25 protein-coding genes and 1 pseudogene are annotated in these 24018 nt (G+C 48.6%); 16 read left to right on the top strand and 10 right to left on the bottom strand.

Going from position 1 to position 24018, the window contains the following annotated elements; all coding sequences use genetic code 11:
* Nucleotides 1–10: 10 nt before the first annotated feature.
* The 6 genes from ATN88_RS01450 to ATN88_RS01425 all read right to left on the bottom strand — a co-directional run bounded on the left by ATN88_RS01450 (nt 11) and on the right by ATN88_RS01425 (nt 5013).
* Nucleotides 11–529 (bottom strand): Hcp family type VI secretion system effector, encoded by a 519-nt coding sequence (locus ATN88_RS01450; RefSeq protein ID WP_067410322.1) that lies wholly within the window; start codon nt 527–529, stop codon nt 11–13.
* Nucleotides 530–774: 245 nt separating this feature from the next.
* Nucleotides 775–1800, bottom strand: a complete 1026-nt coding sequence (locus ATN88_RS01440; RefSeq protein ID WP_067410315.1) for an ester cyclase — start codon at nt 1798–1800, stop codon at nt 775–777.
* Nucleotides 1801–1803: 3 nt separating this feature from the next.
* Nucleotides 1804–2682, bottom strand: coding sequence for a carbohydrate ABC transporter permease (locus tag ATN88_RS01435; RefSeq protein ID WP_067410312.1), 879 nt, complete (start codon nt 2680–2682; stop codon nt 1804–1806).
* Nucleotides 2683–2695: 13 nt separating this feature from the next.
* The gene (locus tag ATN88_RS26480) at nt 2696–3292 is read right to left on the bottom strand and encodes a carbohydrate ABC transporter permease (RefSeq protein WP_232312674.1); all 597 of its coding nucleotides are present in this window, start codon (nt 3290–3292) and stop codon (nt 2696–2698) included.
* A complete protein-coding gene (locus ATN88_RS26475; protein WP_232312673.1) occupies nt 3280–3726 on the bottom strand; it encodes a hypothetical protein in 447 nt (148 codons plus the stop codon). The genes ATN88_RS26480 and ATN88_RS26475 overlap by 13 nt, the downstream gene beginning before the upstream one ends.
* 102 nt (nt 3727–3828) lie before the next feature.
* Nucleotides 3829–5013 carry an ABC transporter substrate-binding protein gene (locus ATN88_RS01425; RefSeq protein WP_232312672.1) on the bottom strand — a complete coding sequence of 395 codons (1185 nt, stop codon included), beginning with the start codon at nt 5011–5013 and terminating at the stop codon, nt 3829–3831.
* Nucleotides 5014–5432: 419 nt separating this feature from the next.
* Here ATN88_RS01425 and ATN88_RS01420 point away from each other — a divergent pair, with 419 nt between their 5' ends.
* The 15 genes and pseudogenes from ATN88_RS01420 (at nt 5433) to ATN88_RS25410 (ending at nt 18085) form a co-directional block, all read left to right on the top strand.
* On the top strand, nt 5433–6491 hold the full coding sequence (locus ATN88_RS01420) for an ABC transporter ATP-binding protein (RefSeq protein WP_269748086.1): 1059 nt from the start codon (nt 5433–5435) through the stop codon (nt 6489–6491).
* Entirely contained in the window at nt 6492–7022 is a 531-nt protein-coding gene (locus tag ATN88_RS01415) for an ester cyclase (protein WP_067410303.1), read from the top strand.
* A 34-nt stretch (nt 7023–7056) separates the two neighbouring features.
* A pseudogene (gene hisD, locus ATN88_RS01410) lies at nt 7057–8370 on the top strand (histidinol dehydrogenase).
* 12 nt (nt 8371–8382) lie between these two features.
* A complete protein-coding gene (locus ATN88_RS01405; protein WP_067410300.1) occupies nt 8383–9456 on the top strand; it encodes a nuclear transport factor 2 family protein in 1074 nt (357 codons plus the stop codon).
* A complete protein-coding gene (locus tag ATN88_RS01400) occupies nt 9453–10223 on the top strand; it encodes an SDR family NAD(P)-dependent oxidoreductase (RefSeq protein ID WP_067410297.1) in 771 nt (256 codons plus the stop codon). The genes ATN88_RS01405 and ATN88_RS01400 overlap by 4 nt, the downstream gene beginning before the upstream one ends.
* The gene (locus ATN88_RS01395; RefSeq protein WP_067410294.1) at nt 10223–11242 is read left to right on the top strand and encodes a LacI family DNA-binding transcriptional regulator; all 1020 of its coding nucleotides are present in this window, start codon (nt 10223–10225) and stop codon (nt 11240–11242) included. Before ATN88_RS01400 ends, ATN88_RS01395 begins: the two co-directional genes overlap by 1 nt.
* Nucleotides 11239–12207, top strand: coding sequence for a nuclear transport factor 2 family protein (locus ATN88_RS01390; RefSeq protein ID WP_067410290.1), 969 nt, complete (start codon nt 11239–11241; stop codon nt 12205–12207). Before ATN88_RS01395 ends, ATN88_RS01390 begins: the two co-directional genes overlap by 4 nt.
* 260 nt (nt 12208–12467) lie before the next feature.
* The gene (locus tag ATN88_RS01385) at nt 12468–13181 is read left to right on the top strand and encodes a cupin (protein WP_408607689.1); all 714 of its coding nucleotides are present in this window, start codon (nt 12468–12470) and stop codon (nt 13179–13181) included.
* On the top strand, nt 13181–13885 hold the full coding sequence (locus tag ATN88_RS01380; RefSeq protein WP_067410287.1) for an alpha/beta fold hydrolase: 705 nt from the start codon (nt 13181–13183) through the stop codon (nt 13883–13885). The genes ATN88_RS01385 and ATN88_RS01380 overlap by 1 nt, the downstream gene beginning before the upstream one ends.
* On the top strand, nt 13885–14580 hold the full coding sequence (locus ATN88_RS01375; RefSeq protein WP_067410284.1) for an RraA family protein: 696 nt from the start codon (nt 13885–13887) through the stop codon (nt 14578–14580). Before ATN88_RS01380 ends, ATN88_RS01375 begins: the two co-directional genes overlap by 1 nt.
* 92 nt (nt 14581–14672) lie before the next feature.
* The gene (locus ATN88_RS01370; RefSeq protein WP_067410281.1) at nt 14673–15659 is read left to right on the top strand and encodes a TRAP transporter substrate-binding protein; all 987 of its coding nucleotides are present in this window, start codon (nt 14673–14675) and stop codon (nt 15657–15659) included.
* Between the two features lie 64 nt (nt 15660–15723).
* Nucleotides 15724–16224 carry a TRAP transporter small permease gene (locus ATN88_RS01365; RefSeq protein WP_067410278.1) on the top strand — a complete coding sequence of 167 codons (501 nt, stop codon included), beginning with the start codon at nt 15724–15726 and terminating at the stop codon, nt 16222–16224.
* Nucleotides 16221–17516, top strand: a complete 1296-nt coding sequence (locus ATN88_RS01360) for a TRAP transporter large permease (protein WP_067410275.1) — start codon at nt 16221–16223, stop codon at nt 17514–17516. Before ATN88_RS01365 ends, ATN88_RS01360 begins: the two co-directional genes overlap by 4 nt.
* A 132-nt stretch (nt 17517–17648) precedes the next feature.
* Nucleotides 17649–17900 (top strand): TIGR03643 family protein, encoded by a 252-nt coding sequence (locus ATN88_RS25415; RefSeq protein ID WP_083539391.1) that lies wholly within the window; start codon nt 17649–17651, stop codon nt 17898–17900.
* 11 nt (nt 17901–17911) lie between these two features.
* Nucleotides 17912–18085 carry a DUF2256 domain-containing protein gene (locus ATN88_RS25410; protein WP_083539390.1) on the top strand — a complete coding sequence of 58 codons (174 nt, stop codon included), beginning with the start codon at nt 17912–17914 and terminating at the stop codon, nt 18083–18085.
* A gap of 66 nt (nt 18086–18151) precedes the next feature.
* On the opposite strand, the gene melB is transcribed toward ATN88_RS25410, so the two are convergent.
* Nucleotides 18152–19576 carry a melibiose:sodium transporter MelB gene (gene melB, locus ATN88_RS01355; protein WP_067410271.1) on the bottom strand — a complete coding sequence of 475 codons (1425 nt, stop codon included), beginning with the start codon at nt 19574–19576 and terminating at the stop codon, nt 18152–18154.
* Nucleotides 19577–19730: 154 nt separating this feature from the next.
* Nucleotides 19731–21083 (bottom strand): alpha-glucosidase/alpha-galactosidase, encoded by a 1353-nt coding sequence (gene melA, locus ATN88_RS01350; protein ID WP_067410268.1) that lies wholly within the window; start codon nt 21081–21083, stop codon nt 19731–19733.
* A 339-nt stretch (nt 21084–21422) separates the two neighbouring features.
* Here melA and melR point away from each other — a divergent pair, with 339 nt between their 5' ends.
* Nucleotides 21423–22367: a transcriptional regulator MelR gene (gene melR, locus ATN88_RS01345; protein ID WP_269748085.1), complete on the top strand. Its 945-nt coding sequence runs from the start codon at nt 21423–21425 to the stop codon at nt 22365–22367.
* A 109-nt stretch (nt 22368–22476) separates the two neighbouring features.
* Here the strand turns inward: melR and ATN88_RS01340 are convergent, their stop codons facing one another.
* On the bottom strand, nt 22477–23388 hold the full coding sequence (locus ATN88_RS01340) for a mechanosensitive ion channel family protein (protein ID WP_067410265.1): 912 nt from the start codon (nt 23386–23388) through the stop codon (nt 22477–22479).
* Nucleotides 23389–23472: 84 nt separating this feature from the next.
* Nucleotides 23473–23820 (bottom strand): hypothetical protein, encoded by a 348-nt coding sequence (locus ATN88_RS01335; RefSeq protein WP_067410258.1) that lies wholly within the window; start codon nt 23818–23820, stop codon nt 23473–23475.
* Between the last annotated feature and the right edge of the window lie 198 nt (nt 23821–24018).

The raw sequence follows: 24018 nt of genomic DNA, 5'->3' as shown, positions 1-24018 counted from the left end.
TTCTTTGCACTTAACCTTCGATAGGTGCGCGCCAGTCATCAGCACCTGATGTACCTGCGACTGTGTGTTCCCAATCAATCTTGCGGTAAGCCACAGAGACAGTCACCAGCTGGGTGAACTCTTTCTTCGCAGCGTCCTGACAATGAGGCATTTGGCAGTCGATATCGATGATGGTTGCGTCCGTCAGTACGGTAGAAAAGAAGTGCTCTTGTTTGCCTTCTACAGAGGTGCGGTACCACTTGAGCTCAATTTTTGGCAGCATTTCGCCTGACGCCAGTGCGTTGTACATCAAAGGTACGGCTTTATTTAGGGCGACGGTGAATTTGAAAGGCTTGTGTACACGCTGACCTGAAGGCTGACCGCTTTGTGGGTCAGTCGGTACGGTGACCACGTGATCAAATGCCTGAACCAGCATTTCATCTTCATGACCTTCTACATAGATGTTTCCAACAGAATCCGCAGTAAATGCGCCAGCAGTGATGTTGCCCTGAGTTTTTCCTTCGATAGCGATATAGCAAGGAGTTGGCATTGTCATGTCCTTATAAATTGCGAGTATGTTCGGACATAGACAGTGCAATTATGAGTCCAACCCAGACGTTCATTAAAAACAGTAACTTATCAATAGCCGGTTATGAGGTAGGCGGTTTTTCGCAGAAGATTGAGCGGAAAGCCGCCAATTTGGGCGGATTTCCGCTCGTTCGAAATCAAGATCAGCAACGCTCCCAACAGCATTGAGGCTGACAATACTTGGTCATTGCTGTTGTAAAAGTACCATCACTTAATATTGGATTGGTTCGCCGCGCCCAGTTGCGCATTTCGCACCAACACATCAACGCCTTGTTGATAGAAGTAATGAAGCAAGTCAATAAACACCCAGTTCTCTGCGAGTTTGTCGCCATCTCGGCGATATATATCAATAACCCGCATATCAAAATGTTTATCGTTGGCAGGCATGCCCATAAAACCGCCGGAAGGTTTCAAAGTGAGGTTAGGCCAACCAAAAAATCCACCGAAATGTCCTTCGGCAAACTTGCAAACATGTCCATTGAAGATGCGCTCTGAAAAGCTATTTCGGAAAATGCCTGAATGCTGTTTAGCGTATCTTTCAATGGTGTAGCTGGCACCAATACCCGTCGGCCCCCACCAAATCATGTCGTCATGCCAACTGAGCGCAAGTTCATCTTCAAGGCTTAGCGCGTTGTCCCAGTTGCCAAGATCCGAAATCATCTTATTAATTGCCGCCAGCGTTTTCTCACCTTCCTCAATGGACTGCGTATCACGTGCAATGCCATCATGCGTGATGGGGCCAGGTTGGATGAGCTGTGCACCACTTTGCGGCGGAAAAGGGTTTTGCCCTGCTTGCACCATTACGCCAGGAATATCAGCAAAGAAAGCAGACTGCGCTATCTTGCCATCCACCACTTGGGTAAATTCGCAATAGCGCAGGAATGCCATTCTTCCTGTCTTTTGAATCCCCAACCAGTCTTCATCGAACAACCCCATAAGGTGACCCATGGAGATCACCCATACACTGTCATCCTGTTCGAGACTGTTCGTGCCTGCAATGAACACATCTTGTCGCCGTTGCAGACGACGAAACGCCTGTTTCAAAGGCAGCCAAAGAGAATCAATTACCCCTTTGGCCGCCCCCTGTTCATTAAACGGATGACAACCGCGGAAAAAATAACGCTCAGCGCAATGCGTCTCGAAAACTGACTCGACATCATTGCCTTGTGCAGCATCCAACGCCTGATAAAAAGACCAAACACGCTCCTTTGCTTGCTGGATTGTTGACGACATGCGTTACCCTTTCACTGCACCGGCAGTTAAGCCAGATACGATTTGTTTTTGGAAGAACAGAACAAGGAAGAAAAGTGGGATCATGGCAGAGACCACCGCGGCAACTGCAAACATGACATTACCTTCAACCTGCGTCGTACCGAGGAAGCTCGCGATTTTCGGCACCATGGTTTGATTCTCTTGGCTAAGCAGCATCCCAGTTACCGCGAAATCGTTGTAAGCCAACAAGAAGCTGAACAGCCCTGTGGTAATCACACCTGGCCACATAACGGGTATGATCACATGGCGAAACGCCTGAAATCGGGTGCAGCCATCAACCATGGCACTTTCATCCATGTCTTTGGGTATGTTGAGGAAGAACGAGTGCAGCATCCACAAGGTGAAAGGCTGGTTAATGGCCACCAGCACAATGATGGTTGTGCCCAAATGTCCCCAAAGGTTCCATTCAAAGAAAGGCAACATGTAGCCCGACACCAGCGTGATGTGCGGCATTGCGCGCAGCACCAACGCGATCATCAAAATCCACAGTGAGTAACGAAACCCTGAGCGCGCTAACGCATAGCCTCCCAAGGTGCCGATGGTGAGCGAAATAATGACGACAGAAAATACCACCACAAAGGTATTGATAGCGGCTAGCCAGAAATCTTGCTCTACCCACGCGCCATAGTAACCTTGCCCAGTAAACTCACTGCCTGTTTCGAGCAGTGTCTTCACACCATATATCGCGTTCATCCAATCAGACTTCGAAAAGAAGTCAGCCTGAACTTTAAATGACCCCCACGCCGTCCAAAGAAACGGACTAGCAGCAATCAAAAGCCAAACCACTACAAATCCGATTGAAACCGTTCTTAGCCACACAGGCTTTTTGCGTACTTCTTCCATGGCTAGTTTCCTCTTAAGCGGCTTTACGGTTGAAATCACGCCACGTTCGAATGAACACAGGCATCAAGAGAATCGCCACCCCCAAAATGGTGAGCATGGACGTCGAGGCGGCTGAACCAAACAGCTGTGAGTCCGTCCCTCGCAAGTCGTTGTAAATCAGCCAACTTAGCGAAGTCGCATGCGCCTCGGCGGCAAACCCCACAATGGGTTCGAACACGCGGAAGTTATCCATCAATTGCATCAAAGCAACGAAGGTGACGAGCGGTGCCATATGAGGGATCACCACATATCGGATCGTTTCCCAGCGAGATGCGCCGTCAATCATTGAAGCTTCCAATGTGTCTGTTGGGACCGTTTGCAATCCGGCATAAAAAACAATGAAGGAGAAAGGCACTGACGACCAAATGCCGTAGATGAAGAGGGTTATCCATGTCAGTGTCGGCGAGGCTTTTAGGGAAAGCGTGTCGTCATTGAGCCAGATTTGCAGCGTTGCCCCGATAACGCCATCGGCATCAATCATCCAAAACAGGATTAACGAACCGATCAGCGGCGTGACAATCATCGGCAACAATGAAAGGAAGATGGTTGGGCCTTTCACTAGCTTAGGCAATGCATTGACACACAAGGCGACAACAACCCAAGTACGATAACCAGCGGTGTAACAATAAAGGTGTACGCCAGCGTGAAGACCAGTGCTTTGTAAAACGGTAGGTTCATCATTTTGTTGATGAAATCGCCAAATGAATCTGAATCCGCCCACGCTTCACCCAACTCTTGAAACGCTAAGTGACTACGATTGGTATAGGTATCCATACCATTGAAGCGACCCAAAGGCTCCTCTTCGCGCAGTTTGTCTGTCGCTTCCCTGTCGACCGCCACGGTCGTTTTACACCCAAATGGGCCGCAGTTTTCTGTTTCGAGAACAATCTGCTCATGCTCGACATACAAAGACTGGACGAACACCGAAACAATGGGTAAGGCGATGAGCAAAAACATGACCAATAACGATGGCCACATAAATTTTAAGAATGTGCGATGTGGCATGAAGTCCACCTATTTGCGTTACGCCCCGAATCCTTTCGGGGCTGGGAGTTCAGAGGAAACCTTGCTCGCGAGCAGATGTCATGTATGCCGCTTCAACGTCTTTCAATGCCTGTTCAGCCGACTCGTTACCCAACAAGAAGTCAGGCAACTCTGCGCCCAAGGCGGTATGAAGCAGTCCCATATAAGGAGCATGGGGTAAGGGTTAGCTTGTTGTTGCACCGTTGCAATGACGCCCATTGCTGAAGCATCTGGCTGATAGCCTTCGATAAGCCAAACGGCCTTTTCACTGTTTGCCTGCATCATCTCGGATGAAATTGCATGCGTCATGACCTTAAAGGTGGCTTCCGCATCCTGTGGTGACAGGTTGCTGGCAATGGTCCAGCCATCCCACCACAACGTTGCTCCTGGTGTACCACCGTCAGAAAACGCCGGGGTATTTGTCAGTACGGTGTTCGCGACAACCTCAGGGCTTGCACCTTCGTCATCCAAAATCGCGGTCGCTCGTGAGCCCCACATCAATGCCAGAGCCACTTTGCCGTCTTCCCAAAGGGCTTGGGTGCTGTTGGAGTCGAAGGTCAAAAAGTCTGGATTAGAGAGCTCGGCAAGGGCTTTCAATGTGTTCAGTGCTTTCACGCCATTTGCATTGTCGAGGTTTGGAATCGCACTACCCGGTTTGAAGAAGCCTTCTCCGGTCGCGCTGAAGATATTGATGAACTCTTCACCAAGGTTCCAGCCTGACTTCGTATTCAAAGCAATCGGGTATTTCATGATCCCCATGTCCTGAATTTTCTTACCCGCGGCGATAAGCTCTTCGAAGGTTTTTGGAGGTTCGATGCCTGCTTTTTCAAGAATGTCTTTGCGGTAGAAGAGATGCTGAGAGTTGGCCATAAATGCCACTGCCATCACCTTGCCATCAATTTTGATCAGCTGAGATTGCTGAAGACTTTGGCCATACTTTTTAACGAGCTCATCCAGCGGCTGGATCAAGCCGTCATTGAGGAGAGGAACAATTGAGCTTGTCGATACCACCGCCGTTGAATATTTAGCAGGGTTGGCTTTAAGTGCCGCACTTTGGAGATCTCGGTGATCCTTGGTTTGGTTCTTCGTCACTTTTAGCGTGTCTGTCACACATGTTTCCGCCATCTCGGCGACGGCATGAAGTGCTGGGAAGTCGTTAGATAGAATGGCAACCGTGCCTTCGGCGTTACCACATCCTTCACTCGCGGTCGCTTGACCAGTTGTCGCGAGAAAGCTCGCCAAAACAATCCCTTTGATGCTGCGATTCATGTTGCTCTCCTACTTCTTCGGTATGCAATTGTCGCCCACCATCCGTATTCATCCTCTAAATCAACGCTGTGCCATGTCGAAAAATAAATACGTATGCAAAAACAAGGTTTGTCCTTATCGCTTATTTTGGCAACCCATAAACGCTATAAATTACGCCGAAAGATAAGACGGCAAAAATAATGCACAAGCACATGAATTTAATAAAAAACAGCATCAACGCCTTGTTTATCAGTGATTTATAAATTAATGATTTAATTAATATTCTTATTAATAAGAATTAGTACCACTCGGAATCATTATTGTGACAACACTCAAATATCATCATATTTACTATTCTAAAAACACTAATTACCTGTCTATTTTGAATACGTACCCACTAGGTTCATTTCAATGCGGAGAGCAATCATGCTGAAGTGCAGTTGCGCCATATCGATAAACGCTGGGGCGATTTTATCGGCGTTAAGGATTTTGATCTGACCATTCCCGACAAGGAGTTTTTAGTCTTGCTAGGACCTTCAGGGTGCGGAAAAACAACCACCATGCGTATGATTGCAGGGCTGGAAGAAGCCACAAGCGGCGAGATCCTTATCGACGGGAAAGTCGTGAATGACCTTGAGCCAAAAGACCGAGACGTCGCCATGGTTTTTCAAAGCTACGCGCTCTACCCCAACATGAGTGTGTACGAGAACATTCGCTTTCCCCTCAAAGTGCGCAATATCGACCCTGCTACGCACGACGAAAAAGTCATGCGCGCGGCCGAAATGGTAGAGCTCACTAATTTCCTCCACCGTCGCCCTGCTGATCTTTCAGGTGGTCAACGCCAACGTGTTGCTTTGGCGCGCGCCATCGTTCGCGAGCCGAATGTGTTTTTGATGGATGAGCCCCTATCAAACTTGGACGCTAAATTGCGTGTTTCTACCCGAGCACAGATAAAGAACCTGTCTCACGAACTGCAAATCACCACCATTTATGTCACGCACGATCAGATTGAAGCCATGACCTTGGCTGATCGCGTGGTGGTAATGAGTGCTGGCAACGTCCAGCAGGTCGGAACGCCAACCGAAATCTATAACTTCCCCGCGAACACGTTCGTCGCCAGCTTTATCGGTTCGCCAGCAATGAACCTGATGAAAGGCCAAATTCAAAATGGTGTGTTCACCGCGGAAAACGTTGAGATATCTGGGTTGGACGCCTCTCTTTCCGGCGACATCACTTTGGGTTTCAGAGCAGAAGATGCGGTTGTGTCCACCACTGAGGAGAAAGCAATTGGCATTAATGCCAAGGTGTTCTCCATCGAACTCTTGGGTGAAGCAACCATGATCACAGTGAAAGTCGGCGAGGAGTTGGTCGCAGTCAAAGCGGACAAAGAGTACTCGACCGATATCGGGCACCCCTTTTCTGCGGCTATTCCCGCCAGTATTTGTCATCTTTTCGACTCGACAACGGGTGAACGTATTTCACGCTCGGAGACAGCTTAGATGAGAGGTTCAAGACCCGAGCAAGCCATGCTCAGCAAAGACACCGATCTTTCGAAAACAGATGAGACCCGTCGTGTTATCGAATCTATGGTAGATGGCCTCAATGATCATCGTATCTCAGATATTGGCGAATTCTTTTCTGAGGGCTTTCGATGGTTTGGCAACCAAGGTTGCGGCACCAAAAACGGATTAGAAGCCTTTCAGCGAAACTGGCAAAAACCGTTTCAAGCCGCCTTCTCAGACAAAGTGTGTGTCGATGAAGCGCGCCTTTATATGGGGGAATGGGCAGCAGCCTTTGGTCATCAAACCGCAAAACACACGGGCACCTTCATGGGCATTGAGCCAACGGGCAAAGAAGTCGAAATCCGTTACATGGACTTTTGGAAAGTGCAAAACGGAAAAATCGTCGACAACTGGGTCATGGTCGATTTTCCCTATGTTCTCGCTCAGCTAGGCACAGACGTTTTCAACGGTGAAGGCTGGGAGGCCTTTGACCGAGATGAAAAAACACCGCCTTCACCTGCATCCTAATTTTCACGTGTTACCGCCTTTAGAGGTAAGAATTATGTCCATCAGATATTTAAAAACAGGGAAGTCTGAATCCGATAAAGAGAGCGACAACGAGAAAGTCGTCCAAATCGTCTCTGACACACTGAAAAAGATTGAAAACGAAGGCGACACCGCCGTTCGTGAGCTTGCCATTAAATTCGATAATTACGCACCCGAATCATTCCGACTGTCTCAAGACGACATAGACGCGCTGATCGCGAAAGTCTCGCCTGAAGACATGGAGGATATCCGTTTCGCCAACGCGCAGGTCACCAACTTCGCCAAGGTCCAATTGGCTTCCATGACAGACGTGGAAGTCCAAACCTTACCTGGCGTCATTCTTGGTCACAAAAACATTCCCGTACAGAGTGTCGGCTGTTATGTCCCTGGAGGAAAATTCCCGATGGTGGCGTCCGCCCATATGTCTGTCGCTACCGCCAAAGTGCAGGTGTACCGCGTGTGATTGCCTGCACCCCACCGTTTAATGGCGAGCCCAACCCCGCGGTTGTTGCTGCGATGCATTTGGGCGGTGCTGATGAAATCTATGTTTTGGGCGGCATTCAAGCCGTTGGCGCAATGGCACTGGGCACCGAAACCATCGCACCGGTTCATCTGCTTGTGGGTCCCGGAAATGCTTTTGTTGCAGAAGCAAAACGCCAACTCTTTGGCCGCGTGGGCATCGACTTGTTTGCTGGCCCGACAGAGACCATGGTGATTGCAGACGACACCGTTGATGCCGAAATGTGCGCCACAGATTTGCTAGGGCAAGCAGAGCATGGCTATAACTCACCGGCAGCACTGGTGACCAACAGTGAAAAGTTAGCGACAGAAACATTGGCTGAGGTTGACCGCTTACTGCAAATCCTGCCAACAGCAGATACGGCCAGTGCCAGTTGGCGCGATTACGGCGAAATCATCCTCTGTGATACCTACGAAGAGATGCTAGCTGTGTCTGAAGAGAAAGCGTACGAACACGTCCAAGTCATGACCGACCGAGATGATTGGTTCCTCGACAACATGACCTGCTACGGCGTTGTTCCTCGGCCCTCGCACGAACGTTTCCAATGGCGACAAGGTCATTGGAACAAACCATACCCTTCCCACCCAAAAAGCAGGCCGATACACAGGCGGACTTTGGGTAGGGAAATATCTAAAAACGCACAGCTACCAAAAAATCCTCACTGACGAGGCAGCAACGCTGGTCGGCGAATACGGCTCTAGACTATGCATGTTAGAAGGCTTTGTGGGTCACGCTGAACAATGCAACGTTCGTGTCAGACGTTACGGCAACAAAGACGTGCCATATGGCACAGCTGCGCCAAGGCAGTAAGGGAGAGACCGTGTGTTGAGTGGCGCAAACCAAGCAAAGATTCTTAAAGCTTTCACAGCGTGGAGAGAAACGCTTCGCGACCCTGACTTGAGCCAATTGCGCGCCAAAGGAAGCTCTTTGTTTGACCAACAGGCCACGGTGCATATGTGCCACCCTTTTGGTGACCAAAACGGCGTCAGTGACTGGGTCGATAGCTGTTTCGAACCACTAATGCGCGCGCTACCGGACCTTGAACGACGCGACACCATTGTCATTCACGGTCTCGATCAGAATGGTGAGCACTGGATTGGGTGCTGCGGTTATTACTGCGGGACATTTGTCTCCCCTTTGCTCGATATACCGCCGACCGGGCAGTTCACACACATGCGGTTTCATGAATTCTACCGCGTTACAGAGACAGGCATCGATCAAGTTCAAGCTATCTGGGATTTGGTGGAAGTCATGATGCAGGCTGATGCATGGCCAATATCTCCGTCCTTGGGGCGAGAGGGCCTTGTTCCAAGCCCTGCCACCAGTGATGGTCTCAAAACGCTATCTGAAGAGGCGATCAACGCTTCCGCTCGCACAACTTCAGAGCACGTTGGTCTGGTGACCAAGATGCTCAACGCGCTGATGCAACACCCTGCGCAAGGCGGCCCAGAGGTGATGAACTTGCCTGACTATTGGCACAAGAACACGACCTGGTATGGCCCAGCAGGTATTGGGACCTGCCGCGGGCTGACAGGGTTTCGTCACTGGCACCAAATACCCTTTCTGAACGCCATGCCGGACCGTGGAAAGCAACACAATGAAAACGATGGGCACTTATTCGGCCAAGACAACTACGTGGCAGTGACAGGATGGCCAAACATGCGCCAAACCTTGAGTGCTGATGGCTGGCTGGGTATTGCGCCTTCAGGACAGCAAGTGACACTGCGAAGTCTCGACTTTTGGCGCATTGAAAATGGAAAAATTGCTGAGAATTGGGTGTTGGTTGATTTACTCGACCTCTACGCACAAGTCGGCGTAGATGTGTTTGCTCGCCTCAGAGAGTTCAACAAAGCAAGAAATCTTGGAACGATTGAATTACCAAGGGAACAACTATGACAATTGCGCTACCTAAAACACCGTCTTTTGATTTAATCGGCTCGCGCGCTCTGGTGACTGGCGCATCGTCTGGCATTGGGCTGGCTTGTGCAACCGCGCTTGCAAGAGCAGGTTCGCATGTCACTTTGGTAGCTAGACGCGCTGAACAGCTTCACGCACTGCAAACAGCACTGACCGATGAAGGTCTTCACGCTGAGTCGCTCCCTTTGGATATCACCGACCTCGCTGCACTTGAGCATGAAATGGCGGTGCGAGAGCCGTTTGATATTGTCGTTAACTCGGCTGGCCTTGCTCGTCACTCCCCAGCCCTTCAATCACAACCTGACGATTTCGATACGGTTTTCAACCTCAACGTGAAAGCCGCTTACTTTCTGTTTCAGTTCGCGGCGAAAAAGCTTTTTGAAGCCGGTAAACCCGGCAGCCTGATCGCTATTTCAAGCCAAATGGCACATGTGGGTGGTGTCGACCGCGCCGTATATTGCGCCAGCAAACATGCCGTTGAAGGTTTCACCAAATCCATGGCGATTGAATGGGGAAAAGCCAATATTCGCGTTAACACGGTATGCCCAACCTTTATCAAAACTGACCTAACCGCTGCCACCTTCAATGACCCTGAAAAACGCGCTTGGATCGAGCAACACATCAAGCTCGACCGCGTCGGCGAAGTTGAAGATTTAATGGGTGCCGTTGTGTATTTAGCCTCCAATGCATCAGCCATGGTGACTGGGACTTCTCTAAAAGTAGACGGGGGTTGGACAGCAGAATAATGCCAGTAGATAAAGTCACGTCCACCGATGTCGCCAAACGGGCGGGAGTCAGCCAGTCTGCCGTCAGCCGCGTGTTTACGCCTGGTGGGTCAGCGTCCAAGAAGACGATAGAGAAAGTGAAAAAAGCCGCCGAAGAATTGGGTTATCGCCCCAATGTATTGGCACGCGCGATGGTGTCAGGAAAAAGCCGCGTGATTGGCTTGGTAGTCGCCTATCTCAACAACCAGTTTTACCCTCAAGCGTTGGAAAAACTCTCCAACCAGCTTCAAGAGCAGGGTTATCACGTCCTCATTTTCATGGCGAACAACACCGACAGTGTGATTGAAGAAGTCATTGAAGAAATCTTGGATTACCAAGTGGATGGCATTATTGCCGCGTCGGTTGATCTATCCTCAGAGCTTGCCGCGCGCTGCCGGTCTGTCGGCGTCCCTATTGTGCTATTTAACCGCTCCCAACAAAGCGACGATCTTTCTTCAGTAACGTCAGACAATTTCAGTGGCGGTTTCACAGCCGCAGAATTTCTTATCGCGGGTGAGCATAAAAAGATCAGCTATATTGCGGGACTCGCGTCAACCTCCACCCAACGCGACCGCGAAATCGGATTTCGCGCAGGTCTTCAACAAGCAGGTATGGAATTACATTCCCGTGGTGAAGGCTTATTCGACATGGAAAAAGCCAGAGAAGCGACGCGGGAGATGTTCAAAACCGATCCACCCGATGCACTTTTCGTCGCCAACGATCACATGGCTTTGGCCGTGATGGATACCCTGCGTTTTGAGTTGGGTCTTCGCGTTCCAGAAGATGTTTCCGTGGTCAGTTATGACGATGTGCCAGCCTCTTCATGGCCGAGCTACAACCTCACCACCCTCGCCCAACGCGCGGACATTATGGTGAGTGAAACTGTCCGCATACTGCTTCAACAAATCAGCCACGAGAACGACGGTGCCCAGAAGGTTGCTATTGGCTCGCCGCTTGTTATTCGAGGTTCCGCAAGAATTCCGAAGGGGTGGAAATCATGAAAGGCTTTAACGAAAAGTTTGTCGATTTTCCCGACTACATACTTTCCATCACCAAAGAGATTTGGGAAGGCAGAAACTTAGCGTCTCTCAATCATTACTATGCCGATGACATTGTCGTGCGCACACCGGCTGGCCTTTCTGTGGGCAATAAGGATGTGATTGCTCAAACGGCGGCCGTCCTGAACGAATTACCCGATCGAACCTTGTATGGCGAAGATGTCATTTGGAGCGGTACGCCAGAAGAAGGCATGTTGTCATCTCACCGCATATTGTCAGAAGCCACACACCTTCGCGACGGTGCATTCGGACCCGCCACAGGCAAAAAACTTCGCTACCGCATTATCGCGGATTGCCACGCCATCAATGACCAAATCAACGATGAGTGGCTGATTCGCGACCAAGGTGCCATTGTCCGTCAATTAGGTGTGGAGCCTAAACAATTTGCCATCAACCAAATTGCAGCTCAAGGCGGCGCAGAAAAATGCAGTCAGCCTTTCACACCGGTTCGAGATAAAGCGGGGCCCTACCACGGCAAAGGTAATGACAATGCATGGGGTCAACTCTACGGTGAAACACTTACGCGCATGATGAACGCCGAGTTTTCCTGCATACCCAAAGACTATGACCGTGCTGTTCAGGCGGACTATGCAGGCGGATTCACAGTGCATTCTTGGTCAGCCGTCGAACAGTTCTGGATTGGGCTGCGCGCCAGTTTCCCCAACGCGACGTTTACCATCGACCACCAAATTGGACGAGAAGATCCACTGATGCCACCCCGCGCTGCGATCCGATTTTCTCTGCACGGAAAACACGATGGATGGGGACGGTTTGGTCAACCATCAGGTGCCGATGTGTATGTAATGGCGGCCGCCCATGTGGAATTTGGGCCTTACGGTATTCGCAGAGAGTTCGTGTTGTTTGATGAAACGGCAATTTGGAAACAGATAGCCCTTCACACGGGTTAGCTTTCAAGGAGTGAGAGAATGAATCAGCCTCAATGGGTGAGATTTGGCGAACTGATCCCCTGTCGTACCGCGTTCATTGACGCGCACACACCCGGTTCATCCGAGAAGGAAAACTTTACCATTATCGGTGGTGGTGTCTCGGAAAGCCTGATCAACACGTTCATATCAAAGCCACTCCCGGCTTTAATATTGGGGCGGCAGGCCAACCGCCGCGCTGCTTTAACTCACTTCACTCTCACAACACGGCAGAAGTGTTCTTTGTGCTCAAAGGCCGCTGGCGCTTTTTTTGGGGTGAGCACGGAGATGATGGTGAAGTCGTGCTGGAGGAAGGCGATATTTTCAATATACCCACTCGCATGTTCCGCGGATTCGAAAACATTGGTAGCGATTACGGGATGATTATGTCCATCCTCGGCGGCGATGATGCAGGTGGCGGCGTGATTTGGGCACCGCACGTCCGCGAAGCCGCTAAAAACCACGGTCTAGTGCTGGCAGAAAGTGGACGGCTTTATGACACCAAACGCGGTGAACAACTTCCCAACACCGAACATGAAATGCCTCTACCCGAGCAAGCGTGGCTGGAGGGGCTGTTAAAGCCCGATGCTAAAACCGTTGTTAGGCACTACGTGGCGCGTTACTGGGATTTAATGGCCATATCCGCTGAGGGTGCGGTGAAGGTCATCAGCGAACATGGCCTTATTAGAGACAAGCCGGGCTTCGACGTTGATTTCATCTCTCGTCAATCGAATGAACACGCATTGCTTCGCGCCGAAAACGACGTGGTGCTCATGGTAATGCGCGGACATTGGTCAGTGCAGTGGGCAGATGAAAGCGTCATTCTCAACCCCGGCGACACAATGTGGTTACCTCCAGATACAGAGTACAAACTCGACGTCACTGCTTCTGGCGAAGCCAGTCTGTACCGCGTCACACGCACTCGTGATCCCGCAGGATTCACATGGATGGGTGACTGATGAGTCGTCTCAATGAACCCTTAGTATTACTGCCCGGCATGATGTGCGATGAACGTCTGTTCGCCCACCAAATCAAGTCATTACAGGATGAACGTGACGTGCTTGTGATGGATATAAGCGGTCATGACACCATGGATGCACTTGCCTCGGATATCCTGAGCAAAGCACCCGAACAGTTTGCACTGGCTGGGCTTTCCATGGGCGGTATCGTCGCGATGGAAGTGTTACGACAAGCACCGGAGCGCATCACGCGGCTCGCATTGATGGATACCAATCCCCGCGCCGAGTTAGAAGAGGTTAAAGAGGGTCGAAAGCTTCACCTTGAACGTACTGCCAACGGCGAGATGCTCGGGGTGATGAAAGAGCTCATGATCCCCAAATACGTGCACCGAGATATTCCACGGCCAGATATAGAACAACTCTGTATGGAAATGGCCATCGACCTTGGCGATACGTGCTTCGTTAACCAGTCGTTGGCCTTGAGAGACCGTCCCGATCAGCAAGAAACATTGCGAACGGTTTCCGTTCCCACATTGATTCTGATGGGGGAAGACGATCAGCTTTGTCCCAGAGACAGGCATGACACCATGAAGTCGCTCATTCCACATGCTGACTTCATGGTCATTCCCTTAGCAGGACACTTACCCACTCTTGAAAGACCGGAGGCAACCACGCGCGCACTTGATGCTTGGTTGAAACGTTAATGGATAAACAACTCTACACGCTATTACTCAGCGTCGACACGCCCACCATTTGCAACGCCATCGAAGTGGCGCAAGGACAACGTGGTTTCGACCAATTCACTCGCGGCACCTTGCTTGCTTCTGACCCAGAGAGCAAAGCGATGGTAGGTTACGCCAAGACTGCAAAAATTGCCGCTATTGAGCCTTCAACGTTACCACCGGATGACGTAAAAGCCCTTCGTATGCAGTACTACAAATACATGTCACAAGGGCCATTTCCATCTGTGACCGTGATTGAAGATTTGGATTTTCCCAACGCAGTGGGCGCGTTCTGGGGTGAGATAAACACGAATGTTCACAAAGGCTTTGGCATCTCAGGCGTGCTAACCAACGGTGTAATGAGAGATCTCGGTGATTTGCCAGAATCCTTCCCTGTGTTGGCAGGTTCTATAGGGCCAAGTCATGCCTTTGTGCATGTTGAATCCATCGGCGAACCTGTTTCAGTTTTTGGTTTGACCGTCAACGAAGGGGATTTGATCCACGCCGATCGACACGGTGCAGTTGTGATCCCCAAAGCGGTTATTCCATCGCTCGAAGAGGCAATCAACACCTTGCTTCGTAACGAACAGATCGTCCTTCAAGCTTCCAAAGAAGATGGCTTTGATTTCGAACGATTCGAACAGGCGTGGGCCGAATTCGAACGAGTAAGAACCTAGTTTCAAGACAGTGCCAGTTGTTGGTACTGCTCATCAAGGCGCGGGGCTCTCCCCGCCCTCCATGCATTGCGGCTAAAAACAAGGAGTACACCATGAAGTTGTCACTGATGATCACTGTCATAGCCGGACTACTCACCTCTTCGGCAGCCTTTGCAGACACCACGATCCGAATAGGCCACGCGACCCCCGAAGTCTCACCCATTCATCAATCTCTCCTTTATTTTGAAAAGGAACTGGAGAAGCGTTCCAACGGGGATATTGAAGTAGAAATCTATCCCGGTGGGCAACTTGGCGGCGTGCGCGAAATGACTGAACTCGTGCAGTCTGGAAACATCACCATGGCGACAGGTGCTTCCGTTCACCTCTCTTCAACCGTCAATGAGCTAGCCGTGCTTGACCAGTTTCTTCTGTTTGCTGATGAGGACACGGCGCGAAATGTGCTGGATGGAAAAGCGGGAGAATCACTCGCTAAAGCAATGGAAAAGCAAGGTCTTAAATCCATGGGCTTTATGGAACTGGGTTTTCGAAGCTTTACCAACAACCGCGCACCGCTCGATAGCTACGAAGCATTTGAAGGCTTGAGAATGCGTTCTGCGGATAACCCTATCGCGATTAAAGCATGGCGCTCCGTTGATGCAGTGCCCATTGCGCTCGCTTGGGGTGAGATTTACTCCTCTCTTCAACAAAATCTCATCTTCGGTCAGGAAAGTGCGCTCTCTTCCATGTTGGTTGAACGCTTTTTCGAAGTGCAAGATTACGTGTCGCTGACCAACCACATCTATTGGCCGGAACTCTGGATGGCAAACTTAGAGTGGTACAACGACCTTAGCGATAAAGATCGCAAGCTGATCGATGAAGTAGCGCGAGAAACTGTCTTACTGCAACGCGACCTCACTATGAAAACCAACAACGAAACGCTTGAAGTGTTGAAAGAAAAAGGCCTGAAAGTGAATGAATTGCCGCTGGCAGATCGTGAGCGATTAGGCGAGACCATGAATGCGGCTATCGAAACGGATATTCGCGAAAAAGTCGGCAGCGACTTCTATGACGAATTCATGGAAAACGTCACCACACAGTAGCAACAAAGGGGCTGACAGTTGTTAGCCCTGTTCCTCGCATTCGAAAGAGAACAAGGACGTCTGTATGTTCCGACTACTGGAGAAATACTTCGAGCCAGTTGTGATTGTCACCAGCTTGGTAATGATCATCTTGATGGTGTTTGCGGACGTGATTGCGCGCTTTGCTTTCTCGACCTCAATCATCATCGCCAATGAGGTCGCCCGCCTATGTTTCGTTTATCTGATTTACTTTGGCATCAGCTATGCGATTCGAGAACACAGGCACATGCGCGTGACCTTCTTTGTCGATAAGTTCCCCCCGCAATTTAAACGCATCATTCTTTTTATCAGTGAATCGATATTCCTCGTTTACTCGGTCACCGTCTGCGTGCTTGGCGTTGAAATTACACAACAAGCCATTGAGCGAGGAAAAACGCTCTCCGCCACACAATGGCCAACATCCATTCTGTACGCCGCCATCATTTTTTCTGGCTTCCTGTGTGCGCTAAGACTCTTGTACTCGCTCTACCTTATCGGTATTCGCGGAGACATTTCGCTTTATCAGAATGAGGAGCTTCCACAATGACCTCTCTCATTCTGTTTGCGAGCTTTTTCGCTATGCTGCTCATCGGCGTGCCAATCGGCATCGCGCTTGGTTCTGCCTCGTTAGTGGCAATTATGTACATTCCGTTTTTAAAGCCAGACTTGTACGCGCTTGGCCTGATTAGCGGTATCAATAGCTTCACGCTCATTGCGGTGGTGTTGTTTACCTTGGCGGGTAACGTCATGAGTAAAGGCGGGATTTCTAAGCGTCTTATTGCTGTTGCCGACACCCTCTTTGGCCGCGCTCCCGGTGATTTAGGTACCGTGACAATCATGGCCTGCTTGTTCTTTGCGGCCATATCCGGTACAGGCTCTGCCACTGTTGCCGCTGTCGGGTTAGCAATGATTCCTGCGCTCGTAAAGCGCGGCTACGATCGCGCGTATGCAGGAGCCATGGTGGCCAGTGCTGGCGGATTGGGTGTGATGATCCCGCCGTCTGTTGTCATGATTGTGTATGCGGTCGCAGCAGGTGTGTCTGTAACCGCACTCTTTATGGCGGGGATTTTACCGGGACTCGTCATCGCACTAACACTGATGACGTACAACTACTTCTACCGCAAGCAATCATCCCAAGTAAACTTGGCAGAGCAGCGTCCTGCAGCGACTTGGAGTGAAATTTTCACCGTGCTCAACGAGGCCAAACTCGCGCTCATCATGCCTGTTGTGATTTTGGGCGGGATTTATGGGGGTATTGTTACGCCGACAGAATCTTCAGCAGTCGCTGTCGTTTACGCCTTGGTCGTATCGTGCCTTGTCTACAAAGAGTTACCACTGAAAAACCTGCCTAAAATCATGCTTGAATCCGCCATGTTGGTCTCTGCAGTTTTGGTCATCATCGGCGCATCGGTAGCCTTTGGGCGCATAATCGCGTTGGAGAAAATCCCGACAGAACTTGCGCAGTTTGTTCTTTCCATCACGGAGAACAAGTACTTGGTATTGGTTGCCATTATCGTGCTCTTGCTGATTATCGGCACCTTTCTCGAAACGTTAGCCTCGATTGTTATTCTCACTCCCGTGCTCCTGCCCGTGCTCACCAAGCTCGATGTCGATTTGGTGCACTTTGGCATTGTGATGATTGTGGCGTTAGCAATCGGCTTTGTGACACCACCACTCGGTGCCAACCTCTTTATGGCTGCGCAGGTTGGCGAGATACCCTTTGAACGAATAGCAAGGCGAATATTGCCTTGGGTGTTCGTGTTGATTGGCGCATTACTGATCATCACCTTTGTACCAGGGATTTCTTTAATCTTGCCCGAGGTGTTCTTGGGGTACTGACTCATACCGCTTTGCGTCGAAAGAACCAAAGCCGTTGCCTATGCAGCGGCTCTCTTTTTTCGGGAAAAACCAACCAATCTAAAACGCACACCCGGCCGTAATACTCTGACAATCAACAAACTATCAGCAGCTATGCACTTTAGTGACGAAGACACATCAAGAATCATCGAAATGGCGTGGGAAGATAGAACGCCCTTTGAAGCAATCGAAGGTCTTTATGGATTAAGCGAGTCAGAGGTCATTACCTTAATGCGCAGAGAACTCAAGCGTTCTAGCTTTAAGCTGTGGCGTAAACGCGTCAGCGGACGAGCAACAAAGCATCTAAAGCTAAGACATCCGGATATATCACGTGGATATTGTCCAACCCAATACAAACAGAGATAAAGGGCTTCTGAATGCCAAGGTACAGCTACAAAGGCAATAAGTCCCAGCTACCAAGCAAAGTTTGTGTAGTTTGCGAACGCCCTTTCTCTTGGCGGAAAAAGTGGGAACGATGTTGGGAGGAAGTGAAGTACTGCTCCGAACGATGTCGACGAGCAAAGGCGACTGAGAATAACAGCACGAATTAAATGAATTGCTCCTGTTCAAACCGATAATTTACTCAAAGGCTTTGAACAGGAGCGGAAGGTTAACGATTAAACGGCCGGAGCAGGTTTAACAGTACAATCGGTGGCATCTTGCTGAGGGTCATCTGAGATACGGTCGTATTTCGCAGTCAGGTGATCCTGAATTTTCTGATGATAAGCACCGTTTAGCTTGTAGTACTTAAAGTAGATTGCCAACGCGATAGCAAAGAAGAAACTTGGCAAACCAATCATCACACATTGCATGCCAAAGATTGTGTCTGCGCTTTGCTCAACATTGGGTACATAATCAACCGCGGTCAATGCAATACCGATGAAGAATGCGGCAAACGCTGAACCTGCCTTCACCACCATGGTTTGAACAGCGTATGCGATACTTTCACAACGCACGCCCAGCTTGTATTCACCGTAGTCCACGGTGTCCGCAACCATGATGACATTCAGTACCCAAAATAGTGCGGTACCAATTTGCAGCAGCACACCCGCAGCTGAAATTAAGAACACGCTTGGTTGACCTGTTGCTCCGATATAAATCAGCACAAGACTGCCTAAAATTGGGAAGCTTGACGCACATGCCCACAATACTCTTCGAGAGAAGAATTTGGCCAGCTTAGGAAACAGGACAAGCGTTATCAAGTTAGCTATACCCGCATACGCCATGTAGTAAGGGAATAGGTCTGGGTCACCAATAACATAGGTAAAGTAGTAGATGGCGAACGCAGTGATAATGTTAGTTGCAAGATTGTATGACAACGCCATACCAAGAAGACAAGACAGTTGCGAGTTCTTATAAATGAGGGACACCATGTCTTTGAACGATACTTTTTCGTCTTGCGCATAATCCTCAGTCGAACTCGAAGAGTAGCGTTCATTAACGTTGCGTAACGTAATAAATGTTGAGGCAACAAAGAAGGCAATCAACACAAGTGTGAACATTTGAAAGCCTAACCCTTTGTCATCCCCACCCACCTTGTCTACGAACGGTAGCGCAATCGCACCTGTTACAAAACCGGCAAGACTTGCAAAGAAACGAGGATATGGAACCAGTTCTTCACGCTCTCTTTTATCCAAGGTGAGCGTAGGGACTAATGACCAAAAAGGGATATCCATGAGGGTATATGTCATGCCCCAGAGGATATAGGTGACCGCAATATAAACAATCAACGTGGTGCCTTCAAAATGGTGGGCACTGAAAAGCATGAATAACACCACGGAATTAGCGATTGTACCGATGAGAATCCAAGGTTTGAACTTACCCCAACGGGAGCGAGTATTGTTTACTATCCAACCCATAATTGGGTCATTTACCGCATCCCAAATCCTCGCAATGAGGAATATTGTTCCAACAATACCGGCTGAAACACCTATTACATCCGTGTAATAGTACATCAAGTACATATAGACGATCACAATGGCAAAATCTTTACCGAAAGCACCAAAGCCGTAGCTTAGTTTGGTGTTCATTGACACGCTCATTTGGACTCCTTTGCCTCCATATTTTGGGAGGCGGAATGATGTAGATCGTAGGGTTACCCGTGACGGAGCCTTCTTCCAATAAAGAAGGTTTTTCCGCCAGGGCATTCGTTATTGGTATTCTTTCATTTGTTTTAAGTGTTCGGCTAAAGCAGGATTACTTTCGAACCCAAGCTGGCAACCAATCGCCATGAGACTCGATTAAGTCATCCACCAGCGCGTATATTTCTTCAATCCCTAACACGGCTGCTGTGTGAGGATCCAACATAGCGGCGTGATAAACACGGTCTCGGTTCTCGGTCAAAATGGCTTCCGTCAGCAGGGTTTGGACGTTCACATTGGTTTGCATTAATGCCGCAAGATGGCTTGGCAATTTGCCCACTTTGGTTGGCTGCACACCATTAGCATCAACAAGGCAGGCAACCTCAACACAACAGCCTTGAGGTAGGTTGTCGATGAGTCCGTCATTTTTAACGTTGCCGTAAATAACGCTTGGAGTACCTGTCCAAATTGAATTCATAATGGTGCTGGCATACTCATGAGAGTCTTTTACATCGATCCTTTCTGCATTTTTAAAGTCTTCAAGATCTTGTTTCCATGCTGCTATCTGTTCAACACAGCGTTTTGGATATTCATCCAACGGCACGCTGTAGCGTTCAATCAGATCAGGACGATTCGGTTTGATGAAGTAAGGCGTATATTCAGAGAAGTGTTCGGAAGACTCTGTGACAAAGTATCCCAACTTTTTAAACATTTCGTAGCGCACGAGGTTTTGACAACGCCCGCCATGGCTTGTAGAAGGTTTCGGTGCTTTTCCACTTTCAAAAGCCGCAAGAAGATCTGGGTATATATCTTTGTATTCGCCAGTCTCGTTTTTCTTTTCGAAGGTTAAGTAATACGCCATGTGGTTGATACCCGCACAGGTATAACGAAGCTCGCTGTAATCGATATCTAAATCTCTTGCTAGCTCCTCAGCAGTACCTTGAACGGAGTGACAAAGACCCACTTGCTTGATATGAGGATACTTTTCATACATCGCCCACGTGTTCATTGCCATTGGGTTTACGTAATTCAGCATGGTGGCATTTGGACAAACTTCCGTCATGTCTTCACAAATCTGCCATAGATGAGGGATTGTGCGCAAAGAACGCATGATGCCGCCAGGACCCAAGGTATCTGCAATGGTCTGCTCAAGACCATGGCGCTTACATACCTCAAAGTCAGTAACGGTACATGGCTCGTATCCGCCGATTTGGAAGGCGACAACCACGAAGTCAGCACCTTTCAATGCTTCCTTTTGATCCATGTAACAAGAGATAACACCATTGGCATTGGCTGATTGCATCAGCTTACTGACAACGATTTGTGATTCTTCCAAACGCGTAGCGTCGATATCCATCAACGCAATATCTGCATTTTTTAAGGCTGACTTGTGAAAAACATCGCCAAGAATATTTTTTACGAAGATCGTAGAGCCGGCACCAATAAACGTTATTTTAGGGTTTCTCATTTTCGTTGTTCCTATTAACAGATGTGTTGTCTGCTAAGAACATTACCCCTAAATGAATTCTTTAATCTTCACGCTTCCTGTAATGAAATTCCCATTTTCTCAGTTTTATCGTCGCAACCTAAAAAATCTTATAAAACAGGACAAAATCGATGATTTTCCTGATGTTTTCATGCCTCACTTGCCTTTCTCCAAGAAAAGTTAACGGCCTTCTCATTAATAACTAATTAATCAACACGTAAAATTGAGAGTATGACACTCCGCATAGATATTGAATAAGTTCACTGATAATAAAGAGACGAGTTTTTTCAGCTTAAGTGTGCTGTTTCCTAAGGATCTATTGTGGTACTAGAAAAGACGTCAAAGATTGGTGCTCCACCTCAAATGCACTATACGGACGACAACATATCTGTAAGTCCCCTCTCTCTTTTCTCGTCGTATGAACAAATTGATATAGAGTTGCGTAAACCTCACAGCATGCCCACCGCCCACTGGCACGGGCAGATCGAAATGAATATTCCGTTTGGTGATGACATCGATTACGTCATCAATGGCGAAGATGTGACCATACAAAGAGGACATGTTGGCTTGTTTTGGGCATCCGTTCCCCATCGTCTAACCAATGCAGGCCAAAGCCACAACATGGGTATTATCAACATCCCCATCCATTTATTTCTTTCTTGGCCTCTCAGCAAAGAACTCATTAATCAGGTGACACATGGTGTCGTGCTGCAATCAAAAGCAATTGATATCGTGAGTGAGTTCGAGATTAACCGTTGGGAGCTAGAAACAAAGCATCCAGATGCAAACAGAAGACAATTGTCATCCGATGAAATTTGTCTGATGTTGAAAAGAATTTGCTTTGACGGTTGGACGTCATTACTGAGTAGTCATGTTGAGCGCGCCAATCAAAATGGCGTATCAAAACACTCACAGTTCTATGTCAGCCAAATGCTTGAGTATATTGCCTCTCACCATGACACAGCGTTAACCGTTAATCAGATTGCATCACATGTCGGTTTGCATGCTAACTACGCCATGGGTTTATTCCAACGCGTCATGCAGATGACGATTAAGCAATACATCACCGCAATGCGTGTGAACCACGCTAGAGCGTTGCTGAGTGAGACTGAACGGTCAATTTTAGATATATCGTTGACAGTGGGATTCAATTCATCGAGCCGATTTTATCAAACGTTTCAAACCTACTTAGGTGTAACCCCAAAGCAGTATCGAAACTTGAGTCGCAACAACCACAACAGGACAGAGCTTGCTTGCACAAGTTAATCTCTTTGCCTTAAGAATCTTTTTCCATGCGGCAAAAAGAGAAACTAATACAGAAAACTGCTCCTGCTCATACCGATAAATCCCGTAAGCAGGAGCAATAAAATCGGGCTTAAATGGCTGAAGCTGATCTCATAATGCTGTCAGCGATTTCTTGTTGTGGTTCCATGCGAACCTGAACATTATGGGTTCGAATCCCTGCTTCTTGAAAACGCATGGCGATGCCAGTGCGAATGTCGCTTCCTAGGCTCCAAGCTCTGGATGCCGAGTTAGTCCACCCCGCGACCCAGCATTTGTAAGAATCTTTATCGAGTTCCATCACCCAAAAGTCTGGCGGGTCTTGTGAGATAAAGTGCTTACTGTCCTCTACCGACTCAATCGCCATTTTCCGAACCAACGCTAAATCATTTTCGTAAGAGATATAAAACTCAGCATGCACCCAAATGTAGGTGTCGTGATAGGTCAAGCTCTCCAACTCTAAAGACAGCATTTTGCTGCTCGGGATGATCAGTCGCTTCCAATTCCAAAGCTTAATGATAGTGTGATTTAAGCTGATGTCTTCCACCGTCCCATATTGGTTTTCAATCACGACCGTATCTCCCACTCGGATCGCCTTAGACAGCGAAAGCACAACGCCCGCGATAATATTTTCGATAACAGGTTTAGCGGCGAAACCAAGAACAGTGGTAGCAACAGCAACCATGAGGGAAACCATCGCTGCAGGCATCGAGTTCAGAAATGGCAACGAGAGAGCAAGACCCAACACAATGAAAATGAAGAAAAAGGTGATCTTGCGGATAATTGAAAAACGGTCCTCAATTTTCTCTACCGCTGCGTCGATCTCCCCAACCTGACCTTCTGTTTTAGGCAATGAGGTCTGAACACTGTTGAAGTTTTTTAAACGTCTTAAACGTCTTTCTCTGCTCGATTTTGACTTTAATAAGGCAGATGTCGCCCACCATATAACAGCAATCCCAACCACGCTGACCGTGCCTAGGTAGATGTAAAGGTTATCTATGACCATATCCTTTCCTTCCCCGCTGCTGTAAATCGAAAACTGTTTTGGGTTTTGACCTCACCACGATGAATCCGATGTTGGTTTAGCGCATTAGTGCTGAAAACCCTGCTTTTGAAAACGCGTGTTCCATTTGCCGTCGTTTTCATTTTCACAATTTTCTACTGAATCAAACGTCACCTGCTTACCAATATCTTTCACTTTGATATCAATAGACGCCAACCTTTCTTTGATAAGGCAACGCATGGCACTTTGATTCGCTTTTGATAGGTTCAATTGCGTGTCGAAAACGCAAACAATGGCGAGTGAATGAGGGAAGCGGTCATAGTTTGCAAAGTGGGTTAGCCACTCAAAACCCTCTTGCTCAGACTGAGCAATGTCGCAGACTTGTGTGAGTGCTAATCTCAGCGCGTTATCGATTTTCTTATCTGTTTTTCTCACGTCCCTAACCTTTGCGTTTAATAGTGCACATACTGATTGACTGCATGGTAAGTAGTACGGATATCAAACGCCAGTACCCGCTCCATTCAAAAGCGTGAGTTCCAACTAACGGACGCGTCAGAGACAGGATTTAAATACAAAAAAAACCGCTGATTTTCATCAACGGCTTGTCACTCGACAACGAAATCCACGTTGTTG

The sequence above is a fragment of the Enterovibrio coralii genome, assembly GCF_001559595.1.
Classification (GTDB): Bacteria; Pseudomonadota; Gammaproteobacteria; order Enterobacterales; family Vibrionaceae; genus Enterovibrio; species Enterovibrio coralii.
This window is presented reverse-complemented; position numbering and strand designations above follow the sequence as displayed.

Coding starts and splice junctions, on each gene's coding strand:
- ATN88_RS01450 (WP_067410322.1), bottom strand. CDS start 529: ATGCCAACTCCTTGCTATATCGCTATCGAAGGAAAAACTCAGGGCAAC.
- ATN88_RS01440 (WP_067410315.1), bottom strand. CDS start 1,800: ATGTCGTCAACAATCCAGCAAGCAAAGGAGCGTGTTTGGTCTTTTTAT.
- ATN88_RS01435 (WP_067410312.1), bottom strand. CDS start 2,682: ATGGAAGAAGTACGCAAAAAGCCTGTGTGGCTAAGAACGGTTTCAATC.
- ATN88_RS26475 (WP_232312673.1), bottom strand. CDS start 3,726: ATGCCACATCGCACATTCTTAAAATTTATGTGGCCATCGTTATTGGTC.
- ATN88_RS01425 (WP_232312672.1), bottom strand. CDS start 5,013: ATGAATCGCAGCATCAAAGGGATTGTTTTGGCGAGCTTTCTCGCGACA.
- ATN88_RS01415 (WP_067410303.1), top strand. CDS start 6,492: ATGAGAGGTTCAAGACCCGAGCAAGCCATGCTCAGCAAAGACACCGAT.
- ATN88_RS01400 (WP_067410297.1), top strand. CDS start 9,453: ATGACAATTGCGCTACCTAAAACACCGTCTTTTGATTTAATCGGCTCG.
- ATN88_RS01395 (WP_067410294.1), top strand. CDS start 10,223: ATGCCAGTAGATAAAGTCACGTCCACCGATGTCGCCAAACGGGCGGGA.
- ATN88_RS01390 (WP_067410290.1), top strand. CDS start 11,239: ATGAAAGGCTTTAACGAAAAGTTTGTCGATTTTCCCGACTACATACTT.
- ATN88_RS01380 (WP_067410287.1), top strand. CDS start 13,181: ATGAGTCGTCTCAATGAACCCTTAGTATTACTGCCCGGCATGATGTGC.
- ATN88_RS01375 (WP_067410284.1), top strand. CDS start 13,885: ATGGATAAACAACTCTACACGCTATTACTCAGCGTCGACACGCCCACC.
- ATN88_RS01370 (WP_067410281.1), top strand. CDS start 14,673: ATGAAGTTGTCACTGATGATCACTGTCATAGCCGGACTACTCACCTCT.
- ATN88_RS01365 (WP_067410278.1), top strand. CDS start 15,724: ATGTTCCGACTACTGGAGAAATACTTCGAGCCAGTTGTGATTGTCACC.
- ATN88_RS01360 (WP_067410275.1), top strand. CDS start 16,221: ATGACCTCTCTCATTCTGTTTGCGAGCTTTTTCGCTATGCTGCTCATC.
- ATN88_RS25415 (WP_083539391.1), top strand. CDS start 17,649: ATGCACTTTAGTGACGAAGACACATCAAGAATCATCGAAATGGCGTGG.
- ATN88_RS25410 (WP_083539390.1), top strand. CDS start 17,912: ATGCCAAGGTACAGCTACAAAGGCAATAAGTCCCAGCTACCAAGCAAA.
- melB (WP_067410271.1), bottom strand. CDS start 19,576: ATGAGCGTGTCAATGAACACCAAACTAAGCTACGGCTTTGGTGCTTTC.
- melA (WP_067410268.1), bottom strand. CDS start 21,083: ATGAGAAACCCTAAAATAACGTTTATTGGTGCCGGCTCTACGATCTTC.
- ATN88_RS01340 (WP_067410265.1), bottom strand. CDS start 23,388: ATGGTCATAGATAACCTTTACATCTACCTAGGCACGGTCAGCGTGGTT.